Below are 23,753 nucleotides of genomic sequence, written 5' to 3' on the forward strand. Positions count from 1 at the left end.
CGGCCACACGCTGCAACATTCGGCCCGTTTTGATCTATGACAGGACCATGAGGCCCTCAAGCCCCTTAGACGAACGGGGATTTCTCAGCATGTGGGCAATCCCCGAGGTCGCTAAAAGCCCGATCTGTCCGCACTCCCGCCGCACATTCTTGGCCTTGGCATAACAAGAGCGTCACATCCTCCTTTCCCGGCTCCCCGCATTCACCACCTCGGGCCTAGAGTCACGGCCAGTCACCGCGCCGAAAGGTGCGACTCAGCACGGCCGTGGACCTCCCAGTGCGGCCCGGCGAACAATCGGCACCTCACCTGAGGCGGCCGCGCCAGGGAAAGGAAGAATCGTGCGACACCGTTCTTTGCTCGTCCTCACCACCGTCCTCACCACGGGTGCACTGACCCTCACCGCCTGCGGATCCCGCGAGGAGGGCAAGCCCGCGGACAAGACCGGCGGAGCCAAGACCGTCGTCGTCATCGGCGTCGACGCCCCGCTCACCGGCTCGCTCTCCGCGCTCGGCCAGGGCATCAAGAACTCTGTCGACCTCGCGGCCAAGACGGCCAACAAGAACAACGAGGTCCCGGGCATCGAGTTCAAGGTCGAGGCCCTCGACGACCAGGCGGTCCCCGCCTCCGGTCAGGCCAACGCCACCAAGCTCGTCGGCAACAAGGAGGTCATCGGTGTCGTCGGCCCGCTGAACTCCGGCGTCGCCCAGCAGATGCAGGGCGTCTTCGCCTCCGCCAACCTGGCGCAGGTCTCGCCCGCCAACACCAACCCCTCGCTCAGCCAGGGCGACAACTGGGGCAAGGGCGAGTTCAAGCGCCCCTTCAAGACCTACTTCCGCACCGCCGCCACCGACGTGGTCCAGGGCAAGTTCGCCGCCCAGTACCTCTTCAAGGACGCCGGCAAGAAGAAGGTCTTCGTCGTCGACGACAAGCAGACCTACGGCGCCGGCCTGGCCGCGATCTTCTCCGACGAGTTCAAGAAGCTCGGCGGCGAGATCGCCGGCACCGACCACGTCACCGTGAAGGAGACCGACTTCTCCTCCACCGCCGACAAGGTCAAGTCCTCCGGCGCCGACTCCGTCTACTTCGGTGGCCAGTACCCCGAGGGCGGCCTGCTCGCCGACCAGATCAAGAAGGCCGGCGCCAGCATCCCGCTCATGGGCGGCGACGGAATCCAGGACCCCGCCTTCATCAGCGCCTCCGGTGAGGCCAACGAGGGCGACCTGTCCACCTCCATCGGCTACCCGGTCGAGAAGCTGGACACCGCCAAGAAGTTCATCGCCGACTACGCGGCCGGCGGCTACAAGGACCCGTACGCGGCCTACGGCGGTTACTCCTACGACGCCGGCTGGTCCATCATCCAGGCCGTCAAGGCCGTCGCCGCCGCCAACGGTGGCAAGCTCCCGACCGACGGTGCCCGCGCCGCCGTCGTCGACGCTCTCGGCAAGGTCTCCTTCGAGGGCGTGACCGGCAAGGTCGCCTTCGACCAGTACGGCGACACCACCAACAAGCAGCTCACGGTCTACAAGGTCGAGGGCGGCAAGTGGGTCGACGTCAAGAGCGACACGTTCAACCAGTAAGCCAGTAGTACCGGGCCCGGTCCGTCCGACCGGGCCCACCCTCCCCAAAGAACCAGCCGCGCGAGGGCGCAACAGCGCCCTCGCGCGGAGTCTTATCCGACACGCTCATCGGAGGCCCTGCGGTGCACGAACTGCCGCAACAGCTGGCCAACGGCCTGTCCCTCGGTGCCCTCTATGGCCTCATCGCCATCGGGTACACCATGGTGTACGGGATCGTCCAGCTCATCAACTTCGCCCACGGCGAGATATTCATGATCGGCGGGTTCGGTGCGCTCACCGCGTACACCGCCCTCCCGACCGGCACATCCCTGCTGATCGCGATCCCCGTCATGATCGTCGGAGGCGCACTCGCCTCCGTCGCCGTGGCCACCGCAGCCGAACGCTTCGCGTACCGTCCCCTGCGCAGCGCACCCCGGCTCGCCCCGCTCATCACCGCAATCGGCCTCTCGATCGCGCTCCAGCAGCTCGTCTGGCAGTTCTACCCGGACGCCAAGAAGGCAGTCAGCTTCCCCGAATTCAAGGGCGCCGCCTTCAAGATCACCGACAGCCTCGCCATCCAGCGCGCGGACCTCTTCGTCCTGATCCTGGCCCCCGCGTGCATGCTCGCCCTGGGCATCTTCGTCTCCAAGAGCCGCAGCGGCCGCGCCATGCAGGCCACCGCGCAGGACCCCGACACCGCGAAGCTGATGGGCATCAACACCGACCGCATCATCGTCATGGCCTTCGCCATCGGTGCCGCGTTCGCCGCCGTCGCAGCCGTCGCCTACGGCCTCGACAAGGGTCAGATCAACTTCGAGATGGGCTTCATCCTCGGACTGAAGGCCTTCACCGCAGCCGTCCTCGGCGGCATCGGCAACATCTACGGCGCCATGGTCGGCGGCGTGGTCCTCGGCCTCGCCGAAGCCCTCTCGATCGCATACATCGAAGAGATCCCCGGCATGCAGCAGCTCGGCGGTGGAGCCTGGTCCAACGTCTGGGCCTTCGTACTCCTCATCGTCGTCCTCCTCGTGCGGCCGCAAGGCCTGCTCGGTGAGCGCGTCGCGGATCGGGCGTGAGAACCATGACCACCAACACCACCCCGCAGACCGCCCCGGCCAAGCAGGGCCCCGCCCCCGCCGCACTGCTCTACGCGGTCGTCGCCGGCAGCCTCATCACCATCGTCAGCGCCTTCCTGGCCTGGACGTGGACCCCCGACTTCCCCGGTGACCTGACCTACTACGGCAGCCCCGCCAGCCTCCAGTACGTCACCCTCATCGGAGCAGTCCTCACCCTCGCCTTCGCGCTCTCCGCGCTCGGCGTCAAGGGCCTCCAGTGGCTGACCCCCGCCGGATCCCACAAGGCCGTCCGGTTCCTGGCCCTCGGGAACTTCCTGGCCACGGGATTCACGGTCATCTCCATCGTCGTCGTCCTCGGCAAGATCGCCGACCTCGACCCCGGCGCCTACGTGGCCTTCGTCGGCTCGCTCATCGCGGCCCTCGCCGCGTACAAGCTCCCCGACGACAGCCACAAGGCGGCCCCCGCCAAGCCGCTGCCCTCCTGGGCCGAGATCCTCATCATCACCGGCGTCTTCGCCCTCGGCCTCTACGTCGTCACCTTCGGCATCGACACCGACGACAAGGAACCGCAGCTCTTCGTCGCCTACCTGATCACCCTCGGCTTCGCCGCCTTCGGCCTGCTCAAGTCGGGACTCCTGGACCGGTTCAGCACCATCACGGCGAAGAACCGGCAGGTCACCCTCATCGGGACCGCCGCCGCCGCGATCGCCTTCCCGTTCATCCAGCAGAGCGGCGACACCTACACGCTCATCGCGGTCAACATCCTGATCTTCGCGACCGTCGCGCTGGGCCTCAACGTCGTCGTCGGCCTCGCCGGCCTCCTCGACCTCGGCTACGTCGCCTTCCTCGGCGTCGGCGCCTACGCCGCAGCCCTGGTCTCCGGATCCACCGCCTCCGCGTTCGGCATCCAGCTGCCCTTCTGGGCAGCGGTCATCGTCGGCGCCCTCGCCTCGCTCATCTTCGGCGTGGTCATCGGCGCACCGACGCTGCGCCTGCGCGGCGACTACCTCGCCATCGTGACCCTCGGCTTCGGAGAAATCTTCCGCATCGCCATGGGCAACCTCGACGGCCAGTCCGGCCCCGACATCACCAACGGCCCCAACGGCATCCCCAACATCCCCCACCTCGAACTCTTCGGGTGGAACTTCGGGGAATCCCACGTGGTCGGCGGCATCACCCTCGGCGCCTACGCCAACTACTACTTCCTGATGCTGCTCGTGATGGCCCTGGTCATCGTGATCTTCGCCCGCGCCGGCAACAGCCGCATCGGCCGCGCCTGGGTCGCCATCCGCGAGGACGAGACCGCCGCCGAAGCCATGGGCATCAACGGCTTCAAGGTCAAGCTCATCGCCTTCGCCCTCGGCGCCACCCTCGCCGGCCTCGCCGGCACCGTCCAGGCACACGTCAACAGCACGGTCGTCCCCGAGAACTACGTCTTCGCCGGGCCCGTCCCGCCGAACTCCGCGTTCCTCCTCGCCGCCGTCATCCTCGGCGGCATGGGCACCATCCGCGGCCCCATCCTCGGCGCCGCACTGCTCTTCCTGATCCCGGCGAAGCTGGCCTTCCTCCAGGACTACCAGCTCCTCGCCTTCGGCATCGCCCTCATCCTGCTCATGCGCTTCCGCCCCGAAGGCCTCATCGCCAACAAGCGCGCGAAGCTCGAGTTCCACGACGACGAGACGACTGACCAGGCCCCCACGGACCTGGCCACCGCCAAGGCGGGTGCGTGAACACCATGACGAACACGGACACCACCACGAAGACCACGGTCCTCGAAGCCAGCGGCGTCACCATGCGCTTCGGCGGCCTCACCGCCGTCAAGGGCGTCGACCTCACGGTCAACGCAGGCGAGATCGTCGGCCTCATCGGCCCCAACGGCGCCGGCAAGACCACCTTCTTCAACTGCCTCACCGGGCTGTACGTCCCCACCGAGGGAACCGTCAGCTACAAGGGCACCGTCCTGCCGCCCACGCCCCACAAGGTCACCGCAGCAGGCGTCGCCCGCACCTTCCAGAACATCCGGCTCTTCCACAACATGACCGTGCTGGAGAACGTCCTCGTCGGACGCCACACCCGCACCAAGGAAGGCCTCTGGTCCGCCCTCCTGCGCGGCCCCGGCTTCAAGAAGGCCGAAGCCGCCAGCGAAGCGCGCGCCATGGAACTCCTCGAGTTCATCGGCCTGAAGCACAAGGCCGGACACGTCGCCAAGAACCTCCCCTACGGCGAACAGCGCAAGCTCGAGATCGCCCGCGCGCTGGCCAGCGACCCCGGCCTCATCCTCCTGGACGAGCCCACCGCCGGCATGAACCCGCAGGAAACCCGCGCCGCCGAAGAACTCATCTTCGCGATCCGCGACATGGGCATCGCCGTCCTCGTCATCGAGCACGACATGCGCTTCATCTTCAACCTCTGCGACCGCGTCGCCTGCCTCGTCCAGGGCGAAAAGCTCATCGAGGGCACCGCCTCCGAGGTCCAGGGCGACGAACGCGTCATCGCCGCCTACCTCGGCGAGCCCTTCGAAGGCGCCCCGGGCGAAGAGGAGGTGGCCGCAGTAGAGGCCGCCGAAGCCTCCGCCCCCGCCGCCGAAGAAGACGCGGACGCGGACAGCACCAACAGCACCACCGGCACGGACCCGGAAGGAGAGGCCAAGTGACCGCACTGCTCAAGGTCGAAGACCTCAAGGTCGCCTACGGCAAGATCGAAGCCGTCAAGGGCATCTCCTTCGAAGTCAAGGAAGGCGAAATCGTCTGCCTCGTCGGCACCAACGGCGCCGGCAAGACGACCACCCTGCGCACCCTCTCCGGGCTCCTCAAGCCCACCGCGGGCAGCATCACCTTCGACGGCAAGCCCCTGGCCGGCGTACCCGCCCACAAGATCGTCTCCATGAAGCTGGCGCACTCCCCCGAGGGCCGCCACATCTTCCCCCGGCTGACGATCACCGAGAACCTCCAGCTCGGCGCCTTCCTCCGCACGGACAAAGAAGGCATCGAGAAGGACATCCAGCGCGCCTACGACCTCTTCCCCATCCTGGGAGAGCGCCGCAAGCAGGCCGCCGGCACCCTCTCGGGCGGCGAGCAGCAGATGCTCGCCATGGGCCGCGCCCTCATGTGCCAGCCCAAGCTGCTGATGCTGGACGAGCCCTCCATGGGCCTCTCCCCGCTGATGATGCAGAAGATCATGGCCACGATCTCCGAACTCAAGGCAACCGGGACCACGATCCTCCTGGTCGAGCAGAACGCCCAGGCCGCCCTCTCTCTGGCCGACACGGCCCACGTGATGGAGATCGGCAAGATCGTCCTGTCCGGCACCGGCCAGGAACTCCTGCACAACGAGGACGTCCGCAAGGCGTACCTCGGCGAGGACTGAGCCCCACCCCTCGTCATACGAGTGAGGCCCGCCTCCGGATCCAGGATCCGGAGGCGGGCCTCACTGTTTGCCGTACGGGGGGCCGCTACTCGCCCTTGCCCGCGGCGGCCTTCTTCTCCTCGGCGTCCTCGATGACGGCCTCGGCGACCTGCTGCATGGACATCCGGCGGTCCATGGAGGTCTTCTGGATCCAGCGGAAGGCGGCCGGCTCGGAGAGCCCGTACTGCGTCTGCAGGATGCTCTTGGCGCGGTCCACGAGCTTGCGGGTCTCCAGGCGGAGCGAGAGGTCGGCGACCTCCTTCTCCAGCGCACGGAGCTCGGCGAAGCGCGACACGGCCATCTCGATGGCGGGGACGACGTCGCTCTTGCTGAAGGGCTTCACGAGGTACGCCATGGCCCCCGCGTCGCGCGCCCGCTCGACCAGGTCGCGCTGCGAGAACGCGGTGAGCATCAGCACGGGGGCGATGGACTCCTCCGCGATCTTCTCGGCGGCGGAGATCCCGTCGAGGACGGGCATCTTCACATCAAGGATGACCAGGTCGGGGCGGTGCTCCCGGGCCAGCTCGACGGCGGTCTGCCCGTCTCCGGCCTCACCGACAACGGCGTAGCCCTCTTCCTCAAGCATCTCCTTGAGGTCGAGACGGATGAGCGCCTCGTCCTCGGCGATGACGACGCGCGTCGTCAGCGGCGGAACGTGCGACTGGTCGGCGTCGGGCGTGGGCGTCGACTCGTGCTCGGCGGTCACGGAGGGCTCCTCTTTGCGGGGCATATCAAGCTCCCCCGAGCCTACCTAGCTACGGTATGGTGGTGGCACGCAGGGTTCCCGTAAACCTTCGTTTCTTAGGCCCCAGTACTCCAACTGGTTAGAGAGGCCGCTCTCAAACAGCGGACAGTGTGGGTTCGAATCCCACCTGGGGCACCTTTCCTTGATTTCCAAGGTCACGCCCGCTTACTCCCCCCGCCTCTTTCGAGGGAATCCGCCGGAAACTGCGCGCCGGGGCCGGGAGTTTTGCCCACTGTCGGCCATATGTACGATCTGGCAACTCGGCAGCACACGCTAGCCCTTCTCAGTGACGGGCGAAGCCTAAACTCAGTCAGCAAGCAAACAGGGATATCCCGGGCCGCCATCCGCGCCTGGCAGGTTCGCCTCGAACCCCTCCCCCGCATGAACCAGACACCATGCGCGGGCCCGCCCGACCCAGCCGCATACGCATACCTCCTCGGCCTCTATCTCGGCGACGGGTGCATCAGCCCTCACCCCCGAGGCGGACACCACCTCCGCATCGCGTGCGCAGACGCCTGGCCCGGCCTCATCGAGCTGTGCCGCGCAGCCATCCTGGCGGTCCGCCCGTCCGACAAGGTCTACATCCTGCAGCGCCAAGGTTGCGTGGCCGTCACCAGCTACGGACGGCACTGGACTTGCCTGTTCCCGCAGCACGCTCCCGGCAAGAAGCACGAGCGGCGCATCGTCCTTGAAGACTGGCAGCAGGCCATCGTCAACGCCCACCCGTGGGAGTTCATCCGGGGGCTGATCCACTCCGACGGGTGTCGGGTCACCAACTGGACCGTCCGCAACGGCAAGCGCTATGAGTACCCCCGGTACTTCTTCACCAACAAGTCCGACGACATCCGGCAGCTCTGCACGGACACGCTGGCCAAGGTCGGCGTTCAGTGGACGATCCTCGCGCGCGGCAGTGACCCCCTCAACGTGTCCGTCGCCCGGAAGGCGTCCGTCGCGCTCATGGACGAGCACATCGGGCCGAAGTACTAGCCCGGCAGGTCACCGCTGCCGCCCAGGTTGGCGACCAGCCGCCGCAGGCCGTCGATGGTCGCCGCGTACGCCGCATCGTCCATACCCTCCCGCATCCGCGCATGCACCTTCGCGTTGCGGTCGTGCGCACGGACCCTGCCGGCTTCGCCCGCCTCGGTCAGGGTCAGGGTCCCGTCCGCCTCCGTGGCCCAGCCCCTCGCCGCCAGGTCGTCGTAGACCGCGTCGAAGTCGGTGTCCTGGTCGTCGTACGGGGTGAGCTTCTCGGTAAGGGCCGTGCGCTTCCAGTGGGCCGGGGCGGCCGCCACGTGGTTGAGGGTCCACCAGTGGGGCTGGGTGAGGTTCTCCTCGGCGAGCGCGGCGCGGAGGCCGCCTATGGCGAGGTTCGCGGCCTCGCGGGCCCAGTAGCCGATGGGCTGGGCCGCGAGCTGCTCCTGCGAGTACGTCTTGATCGTCGTCATGCCGGGAGGCTATGACCTCAAGTCGGCTTGAGGTCAAGGCGTCTTGATGCCCGCCAGGCCGTGCAGGACCGTCGCCACGTGGGCTTCCGCATCGGCAGGGTCCAGAGGGGCGTGGGCGACGAGGAGGCGGTACCAGAACGGGCCGAAGACCAGGTCGACCGCGTGGTCTAGGTCCGTGCCGGCGGGGAGTTCCTCGCGCGTGACCGCCCGGGTCAGGAGAGTGGCAACGACATCGCGGCGGGTGGCGACCCAGGCGCGGAAGGGTTCGGCGAAGGCGGGGTCGAGCTGGGCTTCGGCCATGAGGCCGGTGAGGGCTTTGGCGCGGACGGGGTCGCGGCCGATGCGGTAGAGGTCGGTGACGAAGGCGGTGAGGTCGCCGGTGAGGGTGCCGGTGTCCGGTTCGGGGACGCGGGCGGCGGTTTCGTGGGCGTAGGCGTCCATGACGAGGGCGGGCTTGGACTTCCACCAGCGGTAGACGGTGCTCTTGGCGACGTTGGCGCGCTTGGCGACGCCTTCGATGGTGAGGGCGCCGTAGCCGTTCTCCACGAGGAGTGCGGCGGTGGCTTCGAGGACGGAGTGGTGGGCGTCTTCGTTGCGGAGGCGGCCGCCGGTGCGGGGCGGGTTGCTCGAAGAGTTGCTCGAAGGAGTGATTGACACGGCTTCACGATAGCCCTAGCGTTTTATCGAAACGCGGCGTAGCGTTTCGATTGAAGGATCGACCTAGGCGTACGAGGGGTGGAGTCATGGGCAAGATCGTGATCGCGCACGGGTACGGGATGAGCGCCGGGGAGCACTGGTATGCGGCGACGGGTGAGGAGTTCGCCGCGGAGGGGCACGAGGTGCGGATCCCGAACTTCCCCGAGCCGTTCGCCCCGGAGGCCGATGTGTGGCTGAAGGAGCTGGAGGCGGCGGCGGCGGGTGCGCCGGCCGGTGAGACCGTGCTGGTGGGTCACAGTCTGGGCGGGGTGAATGTGCTGCGGCTGCTGCAGGCGCACGACACGGAGGCCGAGGGGGCGTTCGCCGGGGTGGTGTTCGTGGCGTCGATGTCCGGCGAGGTGGGGTACGACGCGTTGGCGCCGTTCTTCTCGCCGGAGTTCGACTGGCAGCGGATCCGCAAGGCTGCCCGGGAGTTCCGTGTGCTGCACGCGGCGGATGACCCGGTGACCGGGGAGGCGACGGGTGAGCACGTGATGCGGTTCGTGCGTGAGCTGGGCGCCGAGGCGCGGGTGACCGCGTCGGGCGGGCACTTCCCGAGTACGGGTGAGAGCCGGTTGGTGTTGCCCGACGCGGTGCGTCTTATACGTGAGGTGCTGTAGCCGCTGGCCGGCGGTTTCAGCGGACTGCGTCGCCGATGTGGTGAATGCGGACGAGGTTGGTGGATCCGCTGACACCAGGGGGCGAGCCGGCGGTGATGACGACGACGTCGCCGGGTACGCAGCGTCCGATGCGCAGGAGCTCTTCTTCGACCTGGGCGACCATCGCGTCGGTGGAGTCGACGTGGGGGCCGAGGAAGGTTTCCACGCCCCAGGTGAGGTTGAGCTGGGAGCGGGTGGCGGGGTCGGGGGTGAAGGCGAGGAGGGGGATGGGTGAGCGGTAGCGGGAGAGCCGGCGGACGGTGTCTCCGCTCTGGGTGAAGGCGACGAGGAACTTCGCGCCGAGGAAGTCGCCCATCTCTGCGGCGGCGCGGGCGACTGCTCCGCCTTGGGTGCGGGGCTTGTTGCGCTCGGTGAGCGGGGGGAGGCCCTTGGCGAGGATGTCTTCTTCGGCGGCTTCGACGATGCGGGCCATGGTGCGGACGGTTTCGATGGCGTATTTGCCGACGCTGGTTTCGCCGGAGAGCATGACGGCGTCGGTGCCGTCGATGACGGCGTTGGCGACGTCGGAGGCTTCGGCGCGGGTGGGCCGGGAGTTGTCGATCATCGAGTCGAGCATTTGGGTGGCGACGATGACGGGCTTGGCGTTGCGCTTGGCGAGCTTGACGGCGCGCTTCTGGACGATCGGGACCTGTTCCAGGGGCATTTCGACGCCGAGGTCTCCGCGGGCGACCATGATGCCGTCGAAGGCGGCGACGATGTCGTCGATGTTTTCGACTGCCTGGGGCTTTTCGACCTTGGCGATGACGGGGAGGCGTCGGCCTTCTTCGTCCATGATGCGGTGGACGTCTTCGATGTCGCTTCCGCTGCGGACGAAGGAGAGGGCGATGATGTCGGCGCCGATGCGCAGGGCCCAGCGGAGGTCTTCGATGTCTTTTTCGGAGAGGGCGGGTACGGAGACTGCGACGCCGGGGAGGTTGAGTCCCTTGTTGTCGGAGACCATGCCGCCTTCGATGACGCGGGTGTGGACGCGGGGGCCGTCGACTGCGGTGACTTCGAGGGTGACGCGGCCGTCGTCGACGAGGATGCGTTCGCCGGTGGTGACGTCGGTGGCGAGGCCCTTGTAGGTGGTGCCGCAGGTGTGGCGGTCGCCTTCGTGGTCTTCGACGGTGATGGTGAATTCGTCGCCGCGTTCAAGGAGTACGGGGCCTTCGCGGAAGCGGCCCAGGCGGATCTTCGGGCCTTGAAGGTCCGCGAGGATGCCGACGCTGCGGCCGGTTTCGTCGGCAGCCTTGCGGACGCGCTGGTAGCGGTCCTCGTGTTCGGCGTAGGTGCCGTGGCTGAGGTTGAAGCGGGCGATGTCCATTCCGGCTTCGACCAGGGCTTTGATCTGGTCGTATGAGTCGGTGGCGGGGCCCAGGGTACATACGATTTTCGCTCGGCGCATGGAGCGAGCGTATGCCCCTACCAGGGAGTAGGAAATTGGTTCCGGGTGTCCACTCAACAACCTTTGAGCAAAAGCTTGTTGACAATTGTTGAATGTGCATGGGGGTGCTCTGATGAGCACCCCCGGGGCGCCGATTGTTTGGTTTTTCAGAGGCGGGGAGGGGTCATCGTGAAGCGTGCGTTCACCTGTGCGTAGACGGTCTGGCGCTGGGGTTCGAGGTCGAGCGCGGGGGCGCCTGCGTCTTCGGCGGCGCTGAAGGCCATGGTGCGCATTCCGGCGCCGGCTGCCGGGAAGGGGGTGGGGGCGTTCTCGGCGCCGAGGTCGGCGAGTTCGACGAGGGCGGCGAGTTCGGCTCCGAGGGCGGCGGCGTATTCGCGGGCACGCTGGACGGCTTCGAGTACGGCTTGGCGGCGGGCCTCGCCGTGGGCGGGCGAGGTGGGGCGCAGGGCCCACCAGGGTCCGTCGACCTGGGTGAGTTCGAGGTCGGCGAGGCGGGTGGTGAGTTCGCCGAGGGTGGTGAAGTCGTTGAGTTCGGCGGTGAGGTGGACGCGTCCGTGGTAGGCGCGGATGCGTTCGCCGCGGCCGTGGCGGGTGAGTTCGGGGGTGATGGAGAAGGCGCCGGTTTCAAGTTTTTCGACGGGGTCGCCGTAGCTTTTGACGAGGTCGAGGACGGCGTTGTTGCGGCGGGTGAGGTCTTCGAGGGCGGTGCGCCGGTCGGTGCCGCGGGCGCTGACGGTGATGCCGATGCGGGCGATCTCGGGGTCGACTTCGAGGGTGGCTTCGCCGCGGACTGCGACGCGGGGGACTTCGGGGGTTCCGTAGGGCTGGTGCGATGCGTCCTGGGTCATGGATTCACTGTCGCACTGCTGCTCGTACGGGCGTGGTCATCGGATCGAAACCTGCTGGGGGTGTTGCGGCTTGTTACTGCCGGGTCAGAATCTACGCGCGTTGCCTATCTGTACACACGCACCTCACAAGGGGAGATGGCATGGCGTTCGACCGTAGGACATTTCTGGGTACTTCGGCTGCGACGGGTGCGGCTGTGGCGTTGGCGGGGGCCACGAGCTCCCCGGCCGCCGCGGCTGCCCCGGTGGCCGGCGGCGCTTCGGCCGCGGGGGCGAAGACGTACGCGTTCACGGTGATGGGGACGACGGACCTGCACGGGAACGTCTTCAACTGGGACTACTTCACGGACAAGGAGTTCGACGACAAGGCTCACAACGACGTCGGTCTGGCGAAGATCTCGACGCTGGTGAACCAGGTGCGGGCGGAGAAGGGGCGGCGGAACACACTGCTGATCGATGCCGGGGACACCATTCAGGGGACGCAGCTTTCGTACTACTACGCGAAGGTGGATCCGATCACGGCGCGGCGTGGTCCGGTTCATCCGATGGCGCAGGCGATGAACGCGATCGGTTATGACGCGGCGGCGCTGGGGAACCACGAGTTCAATTACGGCATTCCGGTGCTGCGGAAGTTCGAGGAGCAGTGCGATTTCCCGTTGCTGGGGGCGAACGCGCTGGATGCGAAGACGCTGCGGCCGGCGTTCCCGCCGTACAGCATGCACCGGCTGCGGACTCCGCACGGGCGGGACGTGAAGGTCGCGGTGCTGGGTCTGACGAATCCGGGGATCGCGATCTGGGACAAGGCGAACGTGCAGGGGAAGATGACGTTCCCGGGCCTTGAGGAGCAGGCCGCGAAGTACGTGCCGCGGCTGAGGTCGCTGGGCGCGGATGTGGTGATCGTGTCGGCGCATTCGGGTTCGAGTGGCACGTCGAGTTACGGGGACCAGCTGCCGTACGTCGAGAACGCGGCGGGTCTGGTGGCGGAGCAGGTGCCGGGGATCGACGCGATCCTGGTGGGGCACGCGCACACGGAGATCCCGGAGTACCGGGTGCGGAACAAGGCGACGGGCAAGGACGTGGTGTTGTCCGAGCCGCTGAAGTGGGGGCAGCGGCTGACGCTGTTCGACTTCAAGCTGACGTGGGCGAAGGGCTGCTGGTCGGTGTCGAAGGTGTCCGCCCGGGTGCTGAATTCGAATGCGGCGGTGGAGGACCCGGAGATCGTGGGCCTGCTGTCGGACGAGCACCGCAAGGTCGTGGCGTATGTGAACCAGGTGATCGGTACGTCGACGCAGGCGATGTCCTCGGTGGACGGTCCGGTCAAGGACGTGGCGATCATCGATCTGATCAACCACGTGCAGGCGGAGACGGTGAAGGGTGCGCTGGCGGGTACGGAGTGGGGTGCGCTGCCGGTGCTGTCGCAGGCTTCGTGCTTCTCGCGGACGGCGGCGATTCCGGCCGGGCAGGTGACGATTCGGGATGCGGCGGGCCTGTATCCGTTCGAGAACACGCTGGAGGCACGACTGCTGACCGGTGCGCAGGTCAGGGAGTACCTGGAGTATTCGGCGAAGTACTTCGTGCGGACGGCTCCGGGTGACGTGGTGGATCCGGCGAAGCTGACGAATGCGGAGGGCACGCCGGACTACAACTACGACGCCGTGTACGGGTTGACGTACGACATCGACATCTCCGAGCCGGTGGGTTCGCGGATCTCGGGTCTGTCCTTCCAGGGGAAGCCGGTGGATCCGGCGGCGCAGTTCGTGCTGGCGGTGAACAACTACCGGGCTTCGGGGGGCGGGAACTTCCCGCACGTGCCGCAGTCCAAGCAGTTGTGGGCGAACTCGGATGAGATACGCAACACGATCATCCAGTGGGTGAAGGCGAAGGGGACGGTGGACCCGGCGCAGTTCGCGTCCGTGGACTGGCGGCTGACCCGAGCCGGGGCACCGGTCTTCTAGGCGGTGGTCTTCCGAACGGTGGTCTTCTAAACGTTTCTCCTTACGGATGCTCGACCAGTGGGAGCAGTTCGCCGGCGGGTTGGGGCCGGGTGTGTTCCCGCTGTTCGAGGCCGAAGGTGGTGAAGGCCGTTCGGGTGGGCTGGGGGTAGGGCTCTTTGCCCGTCAGGGTGTTCAGGATGGCGGCGCTGCGCCAGGCGGCGAGGCCGAGGTCGGGGGCTCCGACGCCGTGGGTGTGGCGTTCGCCGTTCTGGACGAAGACGCTGCCGGTGACGGCCGGGTCGGTGATCATCCGGTAGCGGTCGTCGATGCGGGGGCGGCCGGAGGAGTCCTTGCGCAGGTAGGGGTCGAGTCCGGCGAGGAGGCGGGCGAGGGGGCGTTCGCGGTAGCCGGTGGCGAGGACGACGGCGTCGGTGGTGAGCCGGGAGCGGCTGCCCTGGTCGACGTGTTCGAGGTGGAGTTCGACCTTGGTGGTGGCGACGCGGCCGGCGGTGCGGACGCTGACTCCGGGGGTGAGGACGGCGTCGGGCCAGCCTCCGTCGAGGGTGCGGCGGTAGAGCTCCTCGTGGATGGCGGCGATGGTGGCGGCGTCGATGCCCTTGTGGAGTTGCCATTGGGCGGGGACGAGGCGGTCGCGGACCGGTTCGGGAAGGGAGTGGAAGTAGCGGGTGTAGTCGGGGGTGAAGTGTTCCAGGCCGAGCTTGGAGTACTCCATGGGGGCGAAGGAGGGGGTGCGGGCGAGCCAGGTGAGGCGTTCGCGGCCGGCGGGGCGGGAGCGGAGCAGGTCGAGGAAGACCTCGGCTCCGGACTGGCCCGATCCGATGACGGTGACGTGGTCGGCGCCGAGGATGCGCTGCCGGTTGTCGAGGTACTCGGAGGAGTGGATCACCGGGACGGTGGGGGCTTCGGCGAGGGGGCGCAGTGGTTCGGGGACGTAGGGGGCGGTCCCGATGCCGAGGGCGAGGTTGCGGGTGTAGGTGCGGCCGAGGGCTTCGACTTCTCCGTCGGTGTCGACTTGGGTGAAGTCGACTTCGAAGAGGTCGCGTTCGGGGTTCCAGCGGACGGCGTCGACCTGGTGGCCGAAGTGGAGTCCGGGCAGGCGGCCGGCGACCCAGCGGCAGTAGGCGTCGTATTCGGCGCGCTGGATGTGGAAGCTCTCGGCGAAGTAGAAGGGGAAGAGGCGTTCCTTGTGCTTGAGGTAGCTGAGGAATGACCAGGGGCTGGTGGGGTCGGCGAGGGTGACGAGGTCGGCGAGGAAGGGGACTTGGAGGGTGGCTCCGTCGATGAGGAGTCCGGGGTGCCAGCGGAAGTCGCGACGCTGGTCGTAGAAGGCGGTGGCGAGTTCTGCGGCGCCTTGTTGGGGCAGGCCGTGGGCGAGGGCCGCGAGGGAGAGGTTGAAGGGGCCGATGCCGATTCCGACGAGGTCGTGGGGTGCATCGAGCTGGGCGGTCATCGGTGGGTGCTGCCTTCCAGGAGGTTCACGAGGGCGTCCAGGTCCCCCGCCGTGGTGTGGGGGTTGAGCAGGGTGGCCTTGAGCCACAGGCGGCCGTCGGCGGTGGCCCGGCCCAGTACGGCGGTGCCGCCCTGGAGGAGGGTGCGGCGCAGGGTGGCCAGTGCGGTGTCGTCGGCGTGGGTGGGCCGGAACAGGACGGTGCTGATGGTGGGCGCCGCGTGGAGTTCGAAGGCGGGGTGTGCTTCGAGGAGTCGGGCGAGCTGGTCCGCTCGGGCGCAGGTGCGGTCGATGAGGTGGGTGAGTCCGTCTCGGCCGAGGGAGCGCAGGGTGGCTGCGATCTTGAGGGCGTCTGCGCGGCGGGTGGTGCGCAGGGAGCGGCCGAGGAGGTCGGGCAGGCCGGCTTGGGTGTCGTCGGTGGCGTTGAGGTAGTCGGCCTGGTGGGCGAGGGGGGCGAGCAGGGTGGTGTCGGGGACGGTGAGGAGTCCGGCGGCGATGGGTTGCCAGCCGAGTTTGTGCAGGTCGATGGTGATCGACCGGGCGCGGTGCAGGCCGGCGAGTTTGGGGCGGTGGCGGGGGCTGAGCTGGAGGAGGCCGCCGTAGGAGGCGTCGATGTGGAGGTCGGCGCCGTGCTGGTCGCAGAGGTCGGCGAGGGCGTCGAGGGGGTCGATGAGTCCGGCGTCGGTGGTGCCGGCGGTGGCGGTGACGAGGACGGGCCCGGTGGTCGTGGCGAGGGCCTCGGCGAGGGTGGCGGGGGTGAGGGTTCCGGTGGGGGTGGGGAGGCTGCGGGCGGGGGGCAGGCCGAGGAGCCAGGCGGCGCGCGGGATGGAGTGGTGGGCGTTGGCGCCGTGCAGGACGGCGAGGTGGGGGCCGTGGCGTTCGCGGGCGAGGAGGAGGGCGAGGTGGTTGGCTTCGGTGCCGCCGGTGGTGAGGACGGCGTCGGGGTGGGGGGTGTCGTGGAACTCCGCGGCGAGCGTGCGGGTGAGGAGGGCTTCGAGGGTTGAGGCGGCGGGGGCCTGGTCCCAGGAGTCCAGGGAGGCGTTGAGGGCGCTGGCGGCGAGGTCGGCGGCGGCTGCGACGGCGAGGGGTGGGCAGTGCAGGTGGGCTGCGCACAGGGGGTCGGCGGGGTCGGCTGCGCCGGCGGTGAGGGTGTGGACGAGGGTCCGTAGCGCTTCGTGGTCGCCGTGTCCGTGGTCGGGGAGCATCTCCCCCAGTGCGGCGGTGACGCGGGCGGTGACGGCCTCGGGTCCGCCGGCCGGGAGTGGTCCGCCTCGGGCGCGGGCTCCGGTGCGCAGGGCGTCGAGGACGGTGGCGAGGAGTGGTTGCAGGGCGTCGGGGCCGTGGGGTCCGCCGGCGAGCGGGGGGTTGCCGCGTCTGCCTGTGCCGGGGGGCGCTGTCATGCGGTTGTCCTCACGGGAACGGTTCGGCGGCGGGTGGTGCCGCTCGCTGGGTCGGGGACCCGGGGGTACAACGATCCGACCCGAATGGGGTAACCGCCCGGGTTTATGAGTGGTTGATTTCAAGCCGTCGGGGGCTGATAACCCTGGTGCTCGTGATGCGGCTTGGGGCGGATGGGGCTGCCCGCATCGGTGCCGTCCCCGCCGTGGGCGTGCATCCGTCGGCGTGCGGGCCGTTGGCCGAAGACACGGACGGGGCCTCAGCGGTGGGCGGGGCGGCGCGGCGGCGGTCTGGGCGCGGGGCCGGCGGGGCGGCGGCGCGGGTGCCGGCGCGGGTGCCGGCGCGAGTGCCGCGGGGCAGCGGGGCGGGTGCCGGCGCGAGTGCCGCGGGGCAGCGGGGCAGCGGGGCAGCGGGGCAGCGGCGGGCGCGTACAGGGGGCCGGCGGCCCTGAGGGGTATGGCTGGGGCGAGCCGTCCCGGCGCAAAGGACCCCGCACCGGGCGGGGCGGGGTACAGGGCGGGCACGGCGCGTGGCGAGTCCGGGTCCGCGGCCAGGATCGCCTTCGGGATCCCGGCTCGGGCTCCGCCGAGCGCCCGGCAGGGGCCCGGCCAGGGGCACCCTCGGAACCTTGACCCGGAGGGCAGCCCGGGGAGCGGCCCGGAGGCCAGCTCAGGGAGCACTCGGAGGCCAGCCCGGGGCTCGGCCCAGGGTCGAGCCCCGGGGTCGGCACGGAGCTCGGCCCAGGTCTCGGCACGAGGGTCGACACGGGGCTCGGCCCCGGACTCGACACGCGGGTCGACACGGGGCTCGGCCCAGTTCGGCCCAGGACTCGGGACGGGGCGCAGCCCGGAGCTCGCCCCAGGGCTCAGCCCAGGAAGCGGCTCAGAGGCCAGCCCGGGGCTCGGCCCAAGGGTCGACACGGGGAGCGGCCCAGCACTCTCCCCGGGGCGCAGCCCGGAGTCGACACAGGCCTCGGCGCGGGCTCGGACCGGGACGCGACCTGGAGGTCGGCCCAGGACTCGGCCCGGAAGTCGGCCCAGGACTCGGCCCGGAGGTCGGCCCAGGACTCGGCATGGGGCTCCGCCCGGAGGTCGGCCCAGGACTGGCCCCGAGGCTCGGACCAGGACGCGACCCGGAAGCCGGCCCAGAGCTCGGCGCAGGACTCGGCACGGAGGTCAGCCCGGGACGCGACCCAAAGGCTGGCCCGGGGCACGGCCCAGGTGTCGGCCCGGGGCTCGGCGCGGAGGTCGGCCCAGGTCGCGGCACGGAGGTCGGACCAGGACTGCCCCCGAGCCTCGGACCAGGATTCCGCACGCGGCTCGGCCCGGGGCGCGACCCGGAGGTCGGGCCAGGACTCGGCCCAGGACTCTGCCCGGGGCCCGGCCCGGGGCCCGGCGCGGAGGTCGGCGCGGAGGTCGGCCCAGGTCGCGGCACGGAGGTCGGACCAGGACTGCCCCCGAGCCTCGGACCAGGATTCCGCACGCGGCTCGGCCCGGGGCGCGACCCGGAGGTCGGGCCAGGACTCGGCCCAGGACTCTGCCCGGGGCCCGGCCCGGGGCCCGGCGCGGAGGTCGGCCCAGGTCGCGGCACGGAGGTCGGCCCAGGACTGGCCCCGAGGCTCGGACCAGGACTCTGCACGCGGCTCGGCCCGGGGCGCGACCCGGAGGTCGGGCCAGGGCTTGGGCCGGGCTCGGGCCAAGGCTCGGCACGGAGGTTGGGCCAGGGCTCGAGCCCGGGGCGGACCAGGAGTCGGTCCGGGGGTCGGCGTGGGGGTTAGGGGTGGGTGCGTAGGGCTCGGGTGAGGTCGTCGAGGTGGTCTGCGAGTTTGCGGTGGAGGAGGGGGGTGATGTCGGGGGAGGTCAGGGCGGTGTGGCCGGCCTGGAGGTTGGCTTCGGTGATTTCGTGGCCGGGGAGGGCCCAGCGGCCTGCCGCTTCGGCGATGGCGGGGCCGCGGCGGGCGGCGAGGGTGACCGCTTCGGAGTAGGCGCGGGGTACGTAGTCCCGTAGCAGGTCGGCCTGTTCGGGCTGCCAGAAGCCTTGGGCGGTGGCGGTGAAGAGGTAGTTGGAGAGGGAGTCGTCGTGGAAGAGGCGCTGCCAGGCGGCGGCCTTGGCCTCGGCCGTCGGGAGGGCGGCCCGGCAGCGGGCGGCGCCTTCGCGGCCGGTGCCGCTGGGGTCGGCGGCGAGGGCTTCGTCGATGTCGGCTTCGCCGGCCGCGCCGAGGACGGACAGGCGGGCGAGGATGCGCCAGCGCAGTTCGGGGTCGAGTTCGGGGCCGCCGGGGACGGTGCCTTCGGCGAGCCAGCCGGCGATGGTGTCGGGCTGGGTGGCGCTGTCGACGAGGGTGCGGACGGCGACGAGCCGCAGGCCGGGGTCGGAGCCGTCCTCGGTGCGCCGCAGCAGGTCGCGGGCGATGGTGGTGAGGGTGTTGAGGGCGTCGCTCCGGCGGTCGGGGGTGACGTAGCGGTCGGCGATCTGGGCGCGGGTGAAGCCGAGGACGCCCTGGACGATCGCGAGGTCGGTTTCGTCGGGGACGTGGGCTTCGGCGGTGGCCAGGTAGTCGGCGGCGCCCAGTTCGCCGTCGCGGACCATGTCGCGCAGGGAGTTCCAGACGACGGCGCGGGTGAGCGGGTCGGCGATGCGGGAGATGCCGCGCAGGGCGGTTTCCAGCGAGGTCTCGTCGAGGCGGACCTTGGCGTAGGTGAGGTCGCCGTCGTTGAGGACGAGGAGGGCGGGGCGCGGGCCGCTCACGGAGAGGATCTCGTCGGAGGGGACATCGAGGGCGAGGACCTCGCGCGGTTCGATGACGCCGTCGGGGGCGCGGTCGTAGAGGCCGGCGGCGATGTGGTGGGGGCGGCTTCCGGTGCGGTCGACGGTGAGGGTCCAGCCTCCGTGGCTCTCTTCGAGGCGGGGGGTGAGGGTGTCGACGCCGGTGGTGCGCAGCCAGGTCTCGGCCCAGGTGTGGACGTCGCGGTCGGTGTGGGCGGCGAGGGAGTCCACGAAGTCGGCGAGGGAGGCGTTGGCGAACTTGTGGCGGGCGAAGTGGGTGTTGATGCCGGCCAGGAAGTCCTTCTCGCCGAGCCAGGCGACGAGTTGGCGCAGGGCGGAGGCGCCCTTGGCGTAGGAGATTCCGTCGAAGTTGAGGAGGGCGGAGGCGGTGTCGGGGACGGAGGCGGCGTCCGGGGCGACGGGGTGGGTGGAGGGGCGCTGGTCGGCGTCGTAGCCCCAGGGTTTGCGTTCCATGCCGAATCCGGTCCAGGTCTCGGTGAAGCGGGTGGCTTCGATGAGGGTCTGGTAGCCCATGAACTCGGCGAAGGACTCGTTCAGCCAGATGTCGTCCCACCAGCTGAGGGTGACGAGGTCGCCGAACCACATGTGGGCCATCTCGTGCGCGATGGTCACGGCGCGGCGCTGGCGTTCGGCGTCGGTGACGGCGGAGCGGAAGACGTAGTCGTCGCGGAAGGTGACGAGTCCCGGGTTCTCCATGGCGCCGGCGTTGAACTCCGGTACGAAGGCCTGGTCGTAGGAGTCGAAGGGGTAGGGCTCGGTGAACTTCTCGTGGAAGCGGTCGTAGCAGGCGGTGGTGAGGTCGAGGATCTCCTGCGCGTCGGCGTCGAGGTGGGGGGCGAGGGAGCGGCGGCAGTGGATGCCGAAGGGGAGCCCGGCGTGTTCGGTGCGGACGCTGTGCCAGGGGCCGGCGGCGACGGCGGCGAGGTAGGTGGAGATGACGGGCGTGGGGGCGGACGCCCAGATGCCGGCCTCGGAGGCGGAGCCGTCGCCGGAAGCGCCGCCGCTGTCGCCGAGGCGTTCGCCGATGCGGGTGGTGATGCCGTTGGCGAGGACGGTCCAGTGTGCGGGGGCGGTGACGGTGAACTCGAAGACGGCCTTGAGGTCGGGCTGGTCGAAGGCCGGGAAGACGCGCTGGACGTCGTCGAGGAACATCTGGGTGTAGACGTACGTCTCCCCGTCCGCGGGGTCGGTGAAGCGGTGCAGGCCTTCGCCGGTGCGGGAGTAGCGCATGCGGGTGGCGATGCGGAGCTCGTGGGGGCCCTCGGTGAGGCCGGTGAGGGGGAGGCGGCCGTCGGTGAGGGAGGCCGGGTCCAGGGGGTGTCCGTCGAGGGCGGCGGAGCGCAGTTCGTCCGGTTTCAGCTCGACGAAGGTGTCGCCGGCGGCGCGGGCGGCGAACCGGATGACGGTGCTGGACTCGAAGGTCTCGTCGCCGGTGGTGAGGTCGAGGGCGACCTCGTAGTGGCGGACGTCGAGGAGCTGGGCTCGGAGCTGCGCTTCGTTGCGCGTCAGTGCGGGCATGGGGCCCATGCTGCCGGATGGCGGCGCCGGGCCCGGCTTCTATTCTTCGCCTTCGCCTTCGCCGGCGGCGATCGTCTCGTGGTGGCGGATGACCTCGGCGATGATGAAGCTGAGGAGCTTCTCGGCGAAGGCCGGGTCGAGTTTGGCGTTCTCGGCGAGCTGGCGCAGCCGGGCGATCTGGCTGGCCTCGCGGCCCGGGTCGGCCGGGGGCAGCTGGTGGCGGGCCTTGAGGTGGCCGACCTGCTGCGTGCACTTGAAACGCTCGGCGAGCATGTGGACGACGGCCGCGTCGATGTTGTCGATGCTGTCCCTGAGCCGGGCCAGCTCGGCGGTGACGTTCTCGTCGATGTCCCTGATGTTCATGGTCCACGAGAATACGTGGCTCGCACGTTCGGTTCGTCGGCCGATCGGCCACTGAGACGGCGGGGGCGCTGACGCGCTGGTGCGCGCCGGGAACGGGGGCGGCCCGTGAGGATCGGTCCCCGGCCCCGGGTGCCCGTCAGGGCGGCTGAGCCGGCCGCCGGGCGCACCCGGGGAACGGGGACCGGGCAGGGGGCCCGGTACGGGGCCCAGAGGGCGGCGGCGGGACGGCACGGGGCCGGATTCAGTGGTCCGTGCCCGGGCAACACGAGCGGTGGCAGACCCCGAGCTCGGGCAGGCGACCAGGACCGCCGGGCCCGTGGGGCGGTGCGGCCAGGGGCGCGGCCGACTACGGGCCCGGTAGGGCGGACGGGTGCGGCACCGGGCGATGCGGTCGGGCCGAGCAGGATCCGGAGGGGGACGCCTCAAGGCCTGTCGTCACGTTCCCGTCGTCGTCCGAAGGGGCGTCGCGAGGCGGACGGGAATGTGACGGCGGGCCCTAGAGGGGCAGGAGGGCTGTGACCAGCCAGCCGCCTTCGGGGGTGGGGCCGGCGGTGAGGGAGCCGCCGAGGGCTTCGGCGCGTTCGGCCATGCCGACGAGGCCGTAGCCGCCGCCGCGGGCGTTCTCGGAGAGTTTCGCGGGGTGGCCGCCGTCGTCGGCGATCCGTACTTCCAGGCCGGCCGGGACCGTGCGCAGGCCGACCCGGACGGCGGTGGCGGTGGCGGCGTGCTTGCCGATGTTGGTGAGGGCTTCGAGGACGATGCGGTGGGCGGTGGCGGCGACGTCGGCGGGGAGCCGGGCCTCCAGGCCCTCCTCCACGTAGAGGACGACGGGCGGGCCGGTGGCGGCGAAGCGTTCCGTCAGTTCGCGGATCTCCCGGAGGCCGGCTACGGGGGCCGTTCCGGCGGGGCCGGGTTTGCCGGTGCCCTTGCCGTGATCCGGGCCGGTGTCGTCGGCGCCCTCGCGGAGGATCTTGACGAGGCGGCGCATGGAGCCGAGTGCCTCGTCTCCGGCGGTCTCGATGCGGCCGAAGATCTCGCCGGCGCGTTCCGCGGAGACCTTGGTGTAGCGGGCGGCGCGGGCCTCGACGACGATCCCCGTCACGTGGTGGGCGACGAGGTCGTGGAGCTCGCGCGCCAGTTCCAGGCGCTCGGCGCTGCGTACGGCGCGCAGCTCGCGGACGCGCTGGACGGACTGCAGGCGCAGGAGCAGGGAGTACGCGGTGACGACGACGGCGAGCACGGAGAAGAGCAGCGTGAAGCGGCCCGGGTCCGCGTCGCGGACTGGTGCCGCCATGGAGCCGAGGGCGAGGAGGGGACCGAGGACGGCAGCGGTGCGGGCGGGGGCGCGGAGCAGGACCTGGGTGAGGAGGACGAGCAGGGCGATGGCTTCGCCGCCGCCCCAGACGACGAGGGGGTGGTGGCTGAAGAGCAGGGAGAGGGTGACGGTCCAGGTGACGGCGGAGGCGAACCAGGCGCGGGCGAGGAGCGGGATGGCCGGCCAGGGCGCGGCGCTGAGGCAGACGAGGATGCCGGACACCCAGACGGCGGCGTGCGGGGTGCTGGGCTGGCGGGCGAGGACGACTCCCTCGAAGGTGACGAGGGAGAGGAGGGTGACGGAGAGGAGGATGCGGATCCAGTCCGCGGCGTAGGGGTGGCGGCGGGCCCATGGCCCCAGGGGGCTCATGCGGCGCCTCGGGCTCCGCCGGTGGGACGGGGCACCGCGCGGGTGGCTCCGCCCGTTGCACGGGGCCCCGCCCCGGTGACCCCGCCCGTCGTACGGCACCCCGCCCCGGTGACCCCGCCTGCTGTACGGCACCCCGTGCGGGCGGCTCCGCCCGCTGTACGGGACCGCGCCCCGGCGACTCCGCCCGTCGTACGGCGCCCCGCGCCGGTGACTCCGCCCGGGGCTCGGGCGGCTCCGCCGGGGGTGTGCGGGCTTCGCCGCAGGTGGGGGCGGCGGTTCGGCCGGGCGTTGCCCGGGCCCGTGGCGGCCGGTGTCGTCGGGGACGGCGTGCGCCGGCTTCCTGGGGCGCCGCCCCAGACCCCGCGCCTCAAACGCCGGCGGGGCTGAATTTGCCCGGCGGCCCTCGAACAGCGGCGGGCTTGACTCCGACAAGCGGCGCATGAAAGGCCGCGGGGCCGGCTCTGGCGGGTGGCCCCTGAACAGCCACAGGGGTGAATCTGCCCGGCGTCGCCCGAACAGCCACGGGGCCGGCTCTGCCCGGCTGCCCCAGACAAGCAGCTGGCCTGACACCGCCAGGCGGCACACGAAAGGCCGCGCGACCGGTTCTGGCAGGCAGCGCCCGAAAGGCCACGGGACTGACGCTGGACGGCAGCCACACAGCGGCATCGACGCTGGCTCCCCCCGACAGCGCCCGAACAACGACGGGGCCGACGCTGGACGGCGACCACCCAGCGGCATCGACGCTGGCTCTCCCAGGCAGCGCCCGAAC

The 23,753-nt window shown here is 70.3% G+C and carries 18 protein-coding genes and 1 tRNA gene; 9 read left to right on the forward strand and 10 right to left on the reverse strand.

Going from position 1 to position 23,753, the window contains the following annotated elements:
- Positions 1 to 338 precede the first annotated feature (338 nt).
- From ACODT5_RS27150 to ACODT5_RS27170, 5 genes are all read left to right on the forward strand, one after another.
- The gene (locus ACODT5_RS27150; protein WP_422521829.1) at positions 339 to 1,577 is read left to right on the forward strand and encodes a branched-chain amino acid ABC transporter substrate-binding protein; all 1,239 of its coding nucleotides are present in this window, start codon (positions 339 to 341) and stop codon (positions 1,575 to 1,577) included.
- 122 nt (positions 1,578 to 1,699) lie between these two features.
- Entirely contained in the window at positions 1,700 to 2,632 is a 933-nt protein-coding gene (locus ACODT5_RS27155; protein WP_385379380.1) for a branched-chain amino acid ABC transporter permease, read from the forward strand.
- A 5-nt stretch (positions 2,633 to 2,637) separates the two neighbouring features.
- On the forward strand, positions 2,638 to 4,362 hold the full coding sequence (locus ACODT5_RS27160) for a branched-chain amino acid ABC transporter permease (protein WP_422521830.1): 1,725 nt from the start codon (positions 2,638 to 2,640) through the stop codon (positions 4,360 to 4,362).
- Between the two features lie 5 nt (positions 4,363 to 4,367).
- The gene (locus ACODT5_RS27165; protein ID WP_422525051.1) at positions 4,368 to 5,285 is read left to right on the forward strand and encodes an ABC transporter ATP-binding protein; all 918 of its coding nucleotides are present in this window, start codon (positions 4,368 to 4,370) and stop codon (positions 5,283 to 5,285) included.
- Positions 5,282 to 5,998: an ABC transporter ATP-binding protein gene (locus ACODT5_RS27170; protein ID WP_422521831.1), complete on the forward strand. Its 717-nt coding sequence runs from the start codon at positions 5,282 to 5,284 to the stop codon at positions 5,996 to 5,998. Before ACODT5_RS27165 ends, ACODT5_RS27170 begins: the two co-directional genes overlap by 4 nt.
- Positions 5,999 to 6,083: 85 nt before the next feature.
- Here ACODT5_RS27170 and ACODT5_RS27175 read toward each other — a convergent pair whose 3' ends face one another.
- On the reverse strand, positions 6,084 to 6,743 hold the full coding sequence (locus ACODT5_RS27175) for an ANTAR domain-containing response regulator (protein WP_250744985.1): 660 nt from the start codon (positions 6,741 to 6,743) through the stop codon (positions 6,084 to 6,086).
- A gap of 99 nt (positions 6,744 to 6,842) precedes the next feature.
- On the opposite strand from ACODT5_RS27175, the gene ACODT5_RS27180 reads away from it, so the two are divergent.
- Positions 6,843 to 6,917 (forward strand) — tRNA-Leu (locus ACODT5_RS27180).
- 108 nt (positions 6,918 to 7,025) lie between these two features.
- Positions 7,026 to 7,769: a transcriptional regulator gene (locus ACODT5_RS27185; protein ID WP_422521832.1), complete on the forward strand. Its 744-nt coding sequence runs from the start codon at positions 7,026 to 7,028 to the stop codon at positions 7,767 to 7,769.
- Here ACODT5_RS27185 and ACODT5_RS27190 read toward each other — a convergent pair.
- Both ACODT5_RS27190 and ACODT5_RS27195 read right to left on the reverse strand, forming a co-directional pair.
- A complete protein-coding gene (locus ACODT5_RS27190; protein WP_422521833.1) occupies positions 7,766 to 8,227 on the reverse strand; it encodes a MarR family transcriptional regulator in 462 nt (153 codons plus the stop codon). The genes ACODT5_RS27185 and ACODT5_RS27190 overlap by 4 nt on opposite strands.
- A 33-nt stretch (positions 8,228 to 8,260) precedes the next feature.
- Entirely contained in the window at positions 8,261 to 8,884 is a 624-nt protein-coding gene (locus ACODT5_RS27195) for a TetR/AcrR family transcriptional regulator (protein WP_422521834.1), read from the reverse strand.
- 86 nt (positions 8,885 to 8,970) lie between these two features.
- On the opposite strand from ACODT5_RS27195, the gene ACODT5_RS27200 reads away from it, so the two are divergent.
- Positions 8,971 to 9,543, forward strand: coding sequence for an alpha/beta fold hydrolase (locus tag ACODT5_RS27200; protein WP_422521835.1), 573 nt, complete (start codon positions 8,971 to 8,973; stop codon positions 9,541 to 9,543).
- Positions 9,544 to 9,559: 16 nt separating this feature from the next.
- On the opposite strand, the gene pyk is transcribed toward ACODT5_RS27200, so the two are convergent.
- Both pyk and ACODT5_RS27210 read right to left on the reverse strand, forming a co-directional pair.
- Positions 9,560 to 10,987 (reverse strand): pyruvate kinase, encoded by a 1,428-nt coding sequence (gene pyk / locus ACODT5_RS27205; RefSeq protein WP_422521836.1) that lies wholly within the window; start codon positions 10,985 to 10,987, stop codon positions 9,560 to 9,562.
- A 146-nt stretch (positions 10,988 to 11,133) separates the two neighbouring features.
- The gene (locus ACODT5_RS27210; RefSeq protein ID WP_385379398.1) at positions 11,134 to 11,835 is read right to left on the reverse strand and encodes an SIMPL domain-containing protein; all 702 of its coding nucleotides are present in this window, start codon (positions 11,833 to 11,835) and stop codon (positions 11,134 to 11,136) included.
- Positions 11,836 to 11,975: 140 nt separating this feature from the next.
- Between ACODT5_RS27210 and ACODT5_RS27215 the strand changes: the two genes are divergently transcribed.
- Positions 11,976 to 13,787: a bifunctional metallophosphatase/5'-nucleotidase gene (locus tag ACODT5_RS27215; RefSeq protein ID WP_422525052.1), complete on the forward strand. Its 1,812-nt coding sequence runs from the start codon at positions 11,976 to 11,978 to the stop codon at positions 13,785 to 13,787.
- Between the two features lie 40 nt (positions 13,788 to 13,827).
- Here the strand turns inward: ACODT5_RS27215 and ACODT5_RS27220 are convergent, their stop codons facing one another.
- The 5 genes from ACODT5_RS27220 to ACODT5_RS27240 all read right to left on the reverse strand — a co-directional run bounded on the left by ACODT5_RS27220 (position 13,828) and on the right by ACODT5_RS27240 (position 22,984).
- Entirely contained in the window at positions 13,828 to 15,237 is a 1,410-nt protein-coding gene (locus tag ACODT5_RS27220; RefSeq protein WP_422521837.1) for a lysine N(6)-hydroxylase/L-ornithine N(5)-oxygenase family protein, read from the reverse strand.
- Entirely contained in the window at positions 15,234 to 16,634 is a 1,401-nt protein-coding gene (locus tag ACODT5_RS27225) for a pyridoxal phosphate-dependent decarboxylase family protein (RefSeq protein WP_422521838.1), read from the reverse strand. The genes ACODT5_RS27220 and ACODT5_RS27225 overlap by 4 nt, the downstream gene beginning before the upstream one ends.
- 1,771 nt (positions 16,635 to 18,405) lie before the next feature.
- Entirely contained in the window at positions 18,406 to 20,946 is a 2,541-nt protein-coding gene (pepN, locus tag ACODT5_RS27230; protein ID WP_422521839.1) for an aminopeptidase N, read from the reverse strand.
- 30 nt (positions 20,947 to 20,976) lie between these two features.
- A complete protein-coding gene (locus ACODT5_RS27235) occupies positions 20,977 to 21,300 on the reverse strand; it encodes a chorismate mutase (protein WP_422521840.1) in 324 nt (107 codons plus the stop codon).
- Between the two features lie 496 nt (positions 21,301 to 21,796).
- Positions 21,797 to 22,984, reverse strand: a complete 1,188-nt coding sequence (locus ACODT5_RS27240) for a sensor histidine kinase (RefSeq protein WP_422521841.1) — start codon at positions 22,982 to 22,984, stop codon at positions 21,797 to 21,799.
- Positions 22,985 to 23,753 lie beyond the last annotated feature (769 nt).

Source organism: Streptomyces tatrensis (genome assembly GCF_049310065.1).
GTDB lineage: Bacteria > Actinomycetota > Actinomycetes > Streptomycetales > Streptomycetaceae > Streptomyces.

Bases quoted from the DNA above. Each gene is read 5' to 3' on its own strand.
- ACODT5_RS27160 (WP_422521830.1), top strand. From the start codon at position 2,638: ATGACCACCAACACCACCCCGCAGACCGCCCCGGCCAAGCAGGGCCCC.
- ACODT5_RS27165 (WP_422525051.1), top strand. From the start codon at position 4,368: ATGACGAACACGGACACCACCACGAAGACCACGGTCCTCGAAGCCAGC.
- ACODT5_RS27185 (WP_422521832.1), top strand. From the start codon at position 7,026: ATGTACGATCTGGCAACTCGGCAGCACACGCTAGCCCTTCTCAGTGAC.
- ACODT5_RS27190 (WP_422521833.1), bottom strand. From the start codon at position 8,227: ATGACGACGATCAAGACGTACTCGCAGGAGCAGCTCGCGGCCCAGCCC.
- ACODT5_RS27200 (WP_422521835.1), top strand. From the start codon at position 8,971: ATGGGCAAGATCGTGATCGCGCACGGGTACGGGATGAGCGCCGGGGAG.
- pyk (WP_422521836.1), bottom strand. From the start codon at position 10,987: ATGCGCCGAGCGAAAATCGTATGTACCCTGGGCCCCGCCACCGACTCA.
- ACODT5_RS27210 (WP_385379398.1), bottom strand. From the start codon at position 11,835: ATGACCCAGGACGCATCGCACCAGCCCTACGGAACCCCCGAAGTCCCC.
- ACODT5_RS27215 (WP_422525052.1), top strand. From the start codon at position 11,976: ATGGCGTTCGACCGTAGGACATTTCTGGGTACTTCGGCTGCGACGGGT.
- ACODT5_RS27220 (WP_422521837.1), bottom strand. From the start codon at position 15,237: ATGACCGCCCAGCTCGATGCACCCCACGACCTCGTCGGAATCGGCATC.
- ACODT5_RS27225 (WP_422521838.1), bottom strand. From the start codon at position 16,634: ATGACAGCGCCCCCCGGCACAGGCAGACGCGGCAACCCCCCGCTCGCC.
- pepN (WP_422521839.1), bottom strand. From the start codon at position 20,946: ATGGGCCCCATGCCCGCACTGACGCGCAACGAAGCGCAGCTCCGAGCC.
- ACODT5_RS27235 (WP_422521840.1), bottom strand. From the start codon at position 21,300: ATGAACATCAGGGACATCGACGAGAACGTCACCGCCGAGCTGGCCCGG.
- ACODT5_RS27240 (WP_422521841.1), bottom strand. From the start codon at position 22,984: ATGAGCCCCCTGGGGCCATGGGCCCGCCGCCACCCCTACGCCGCGGAC.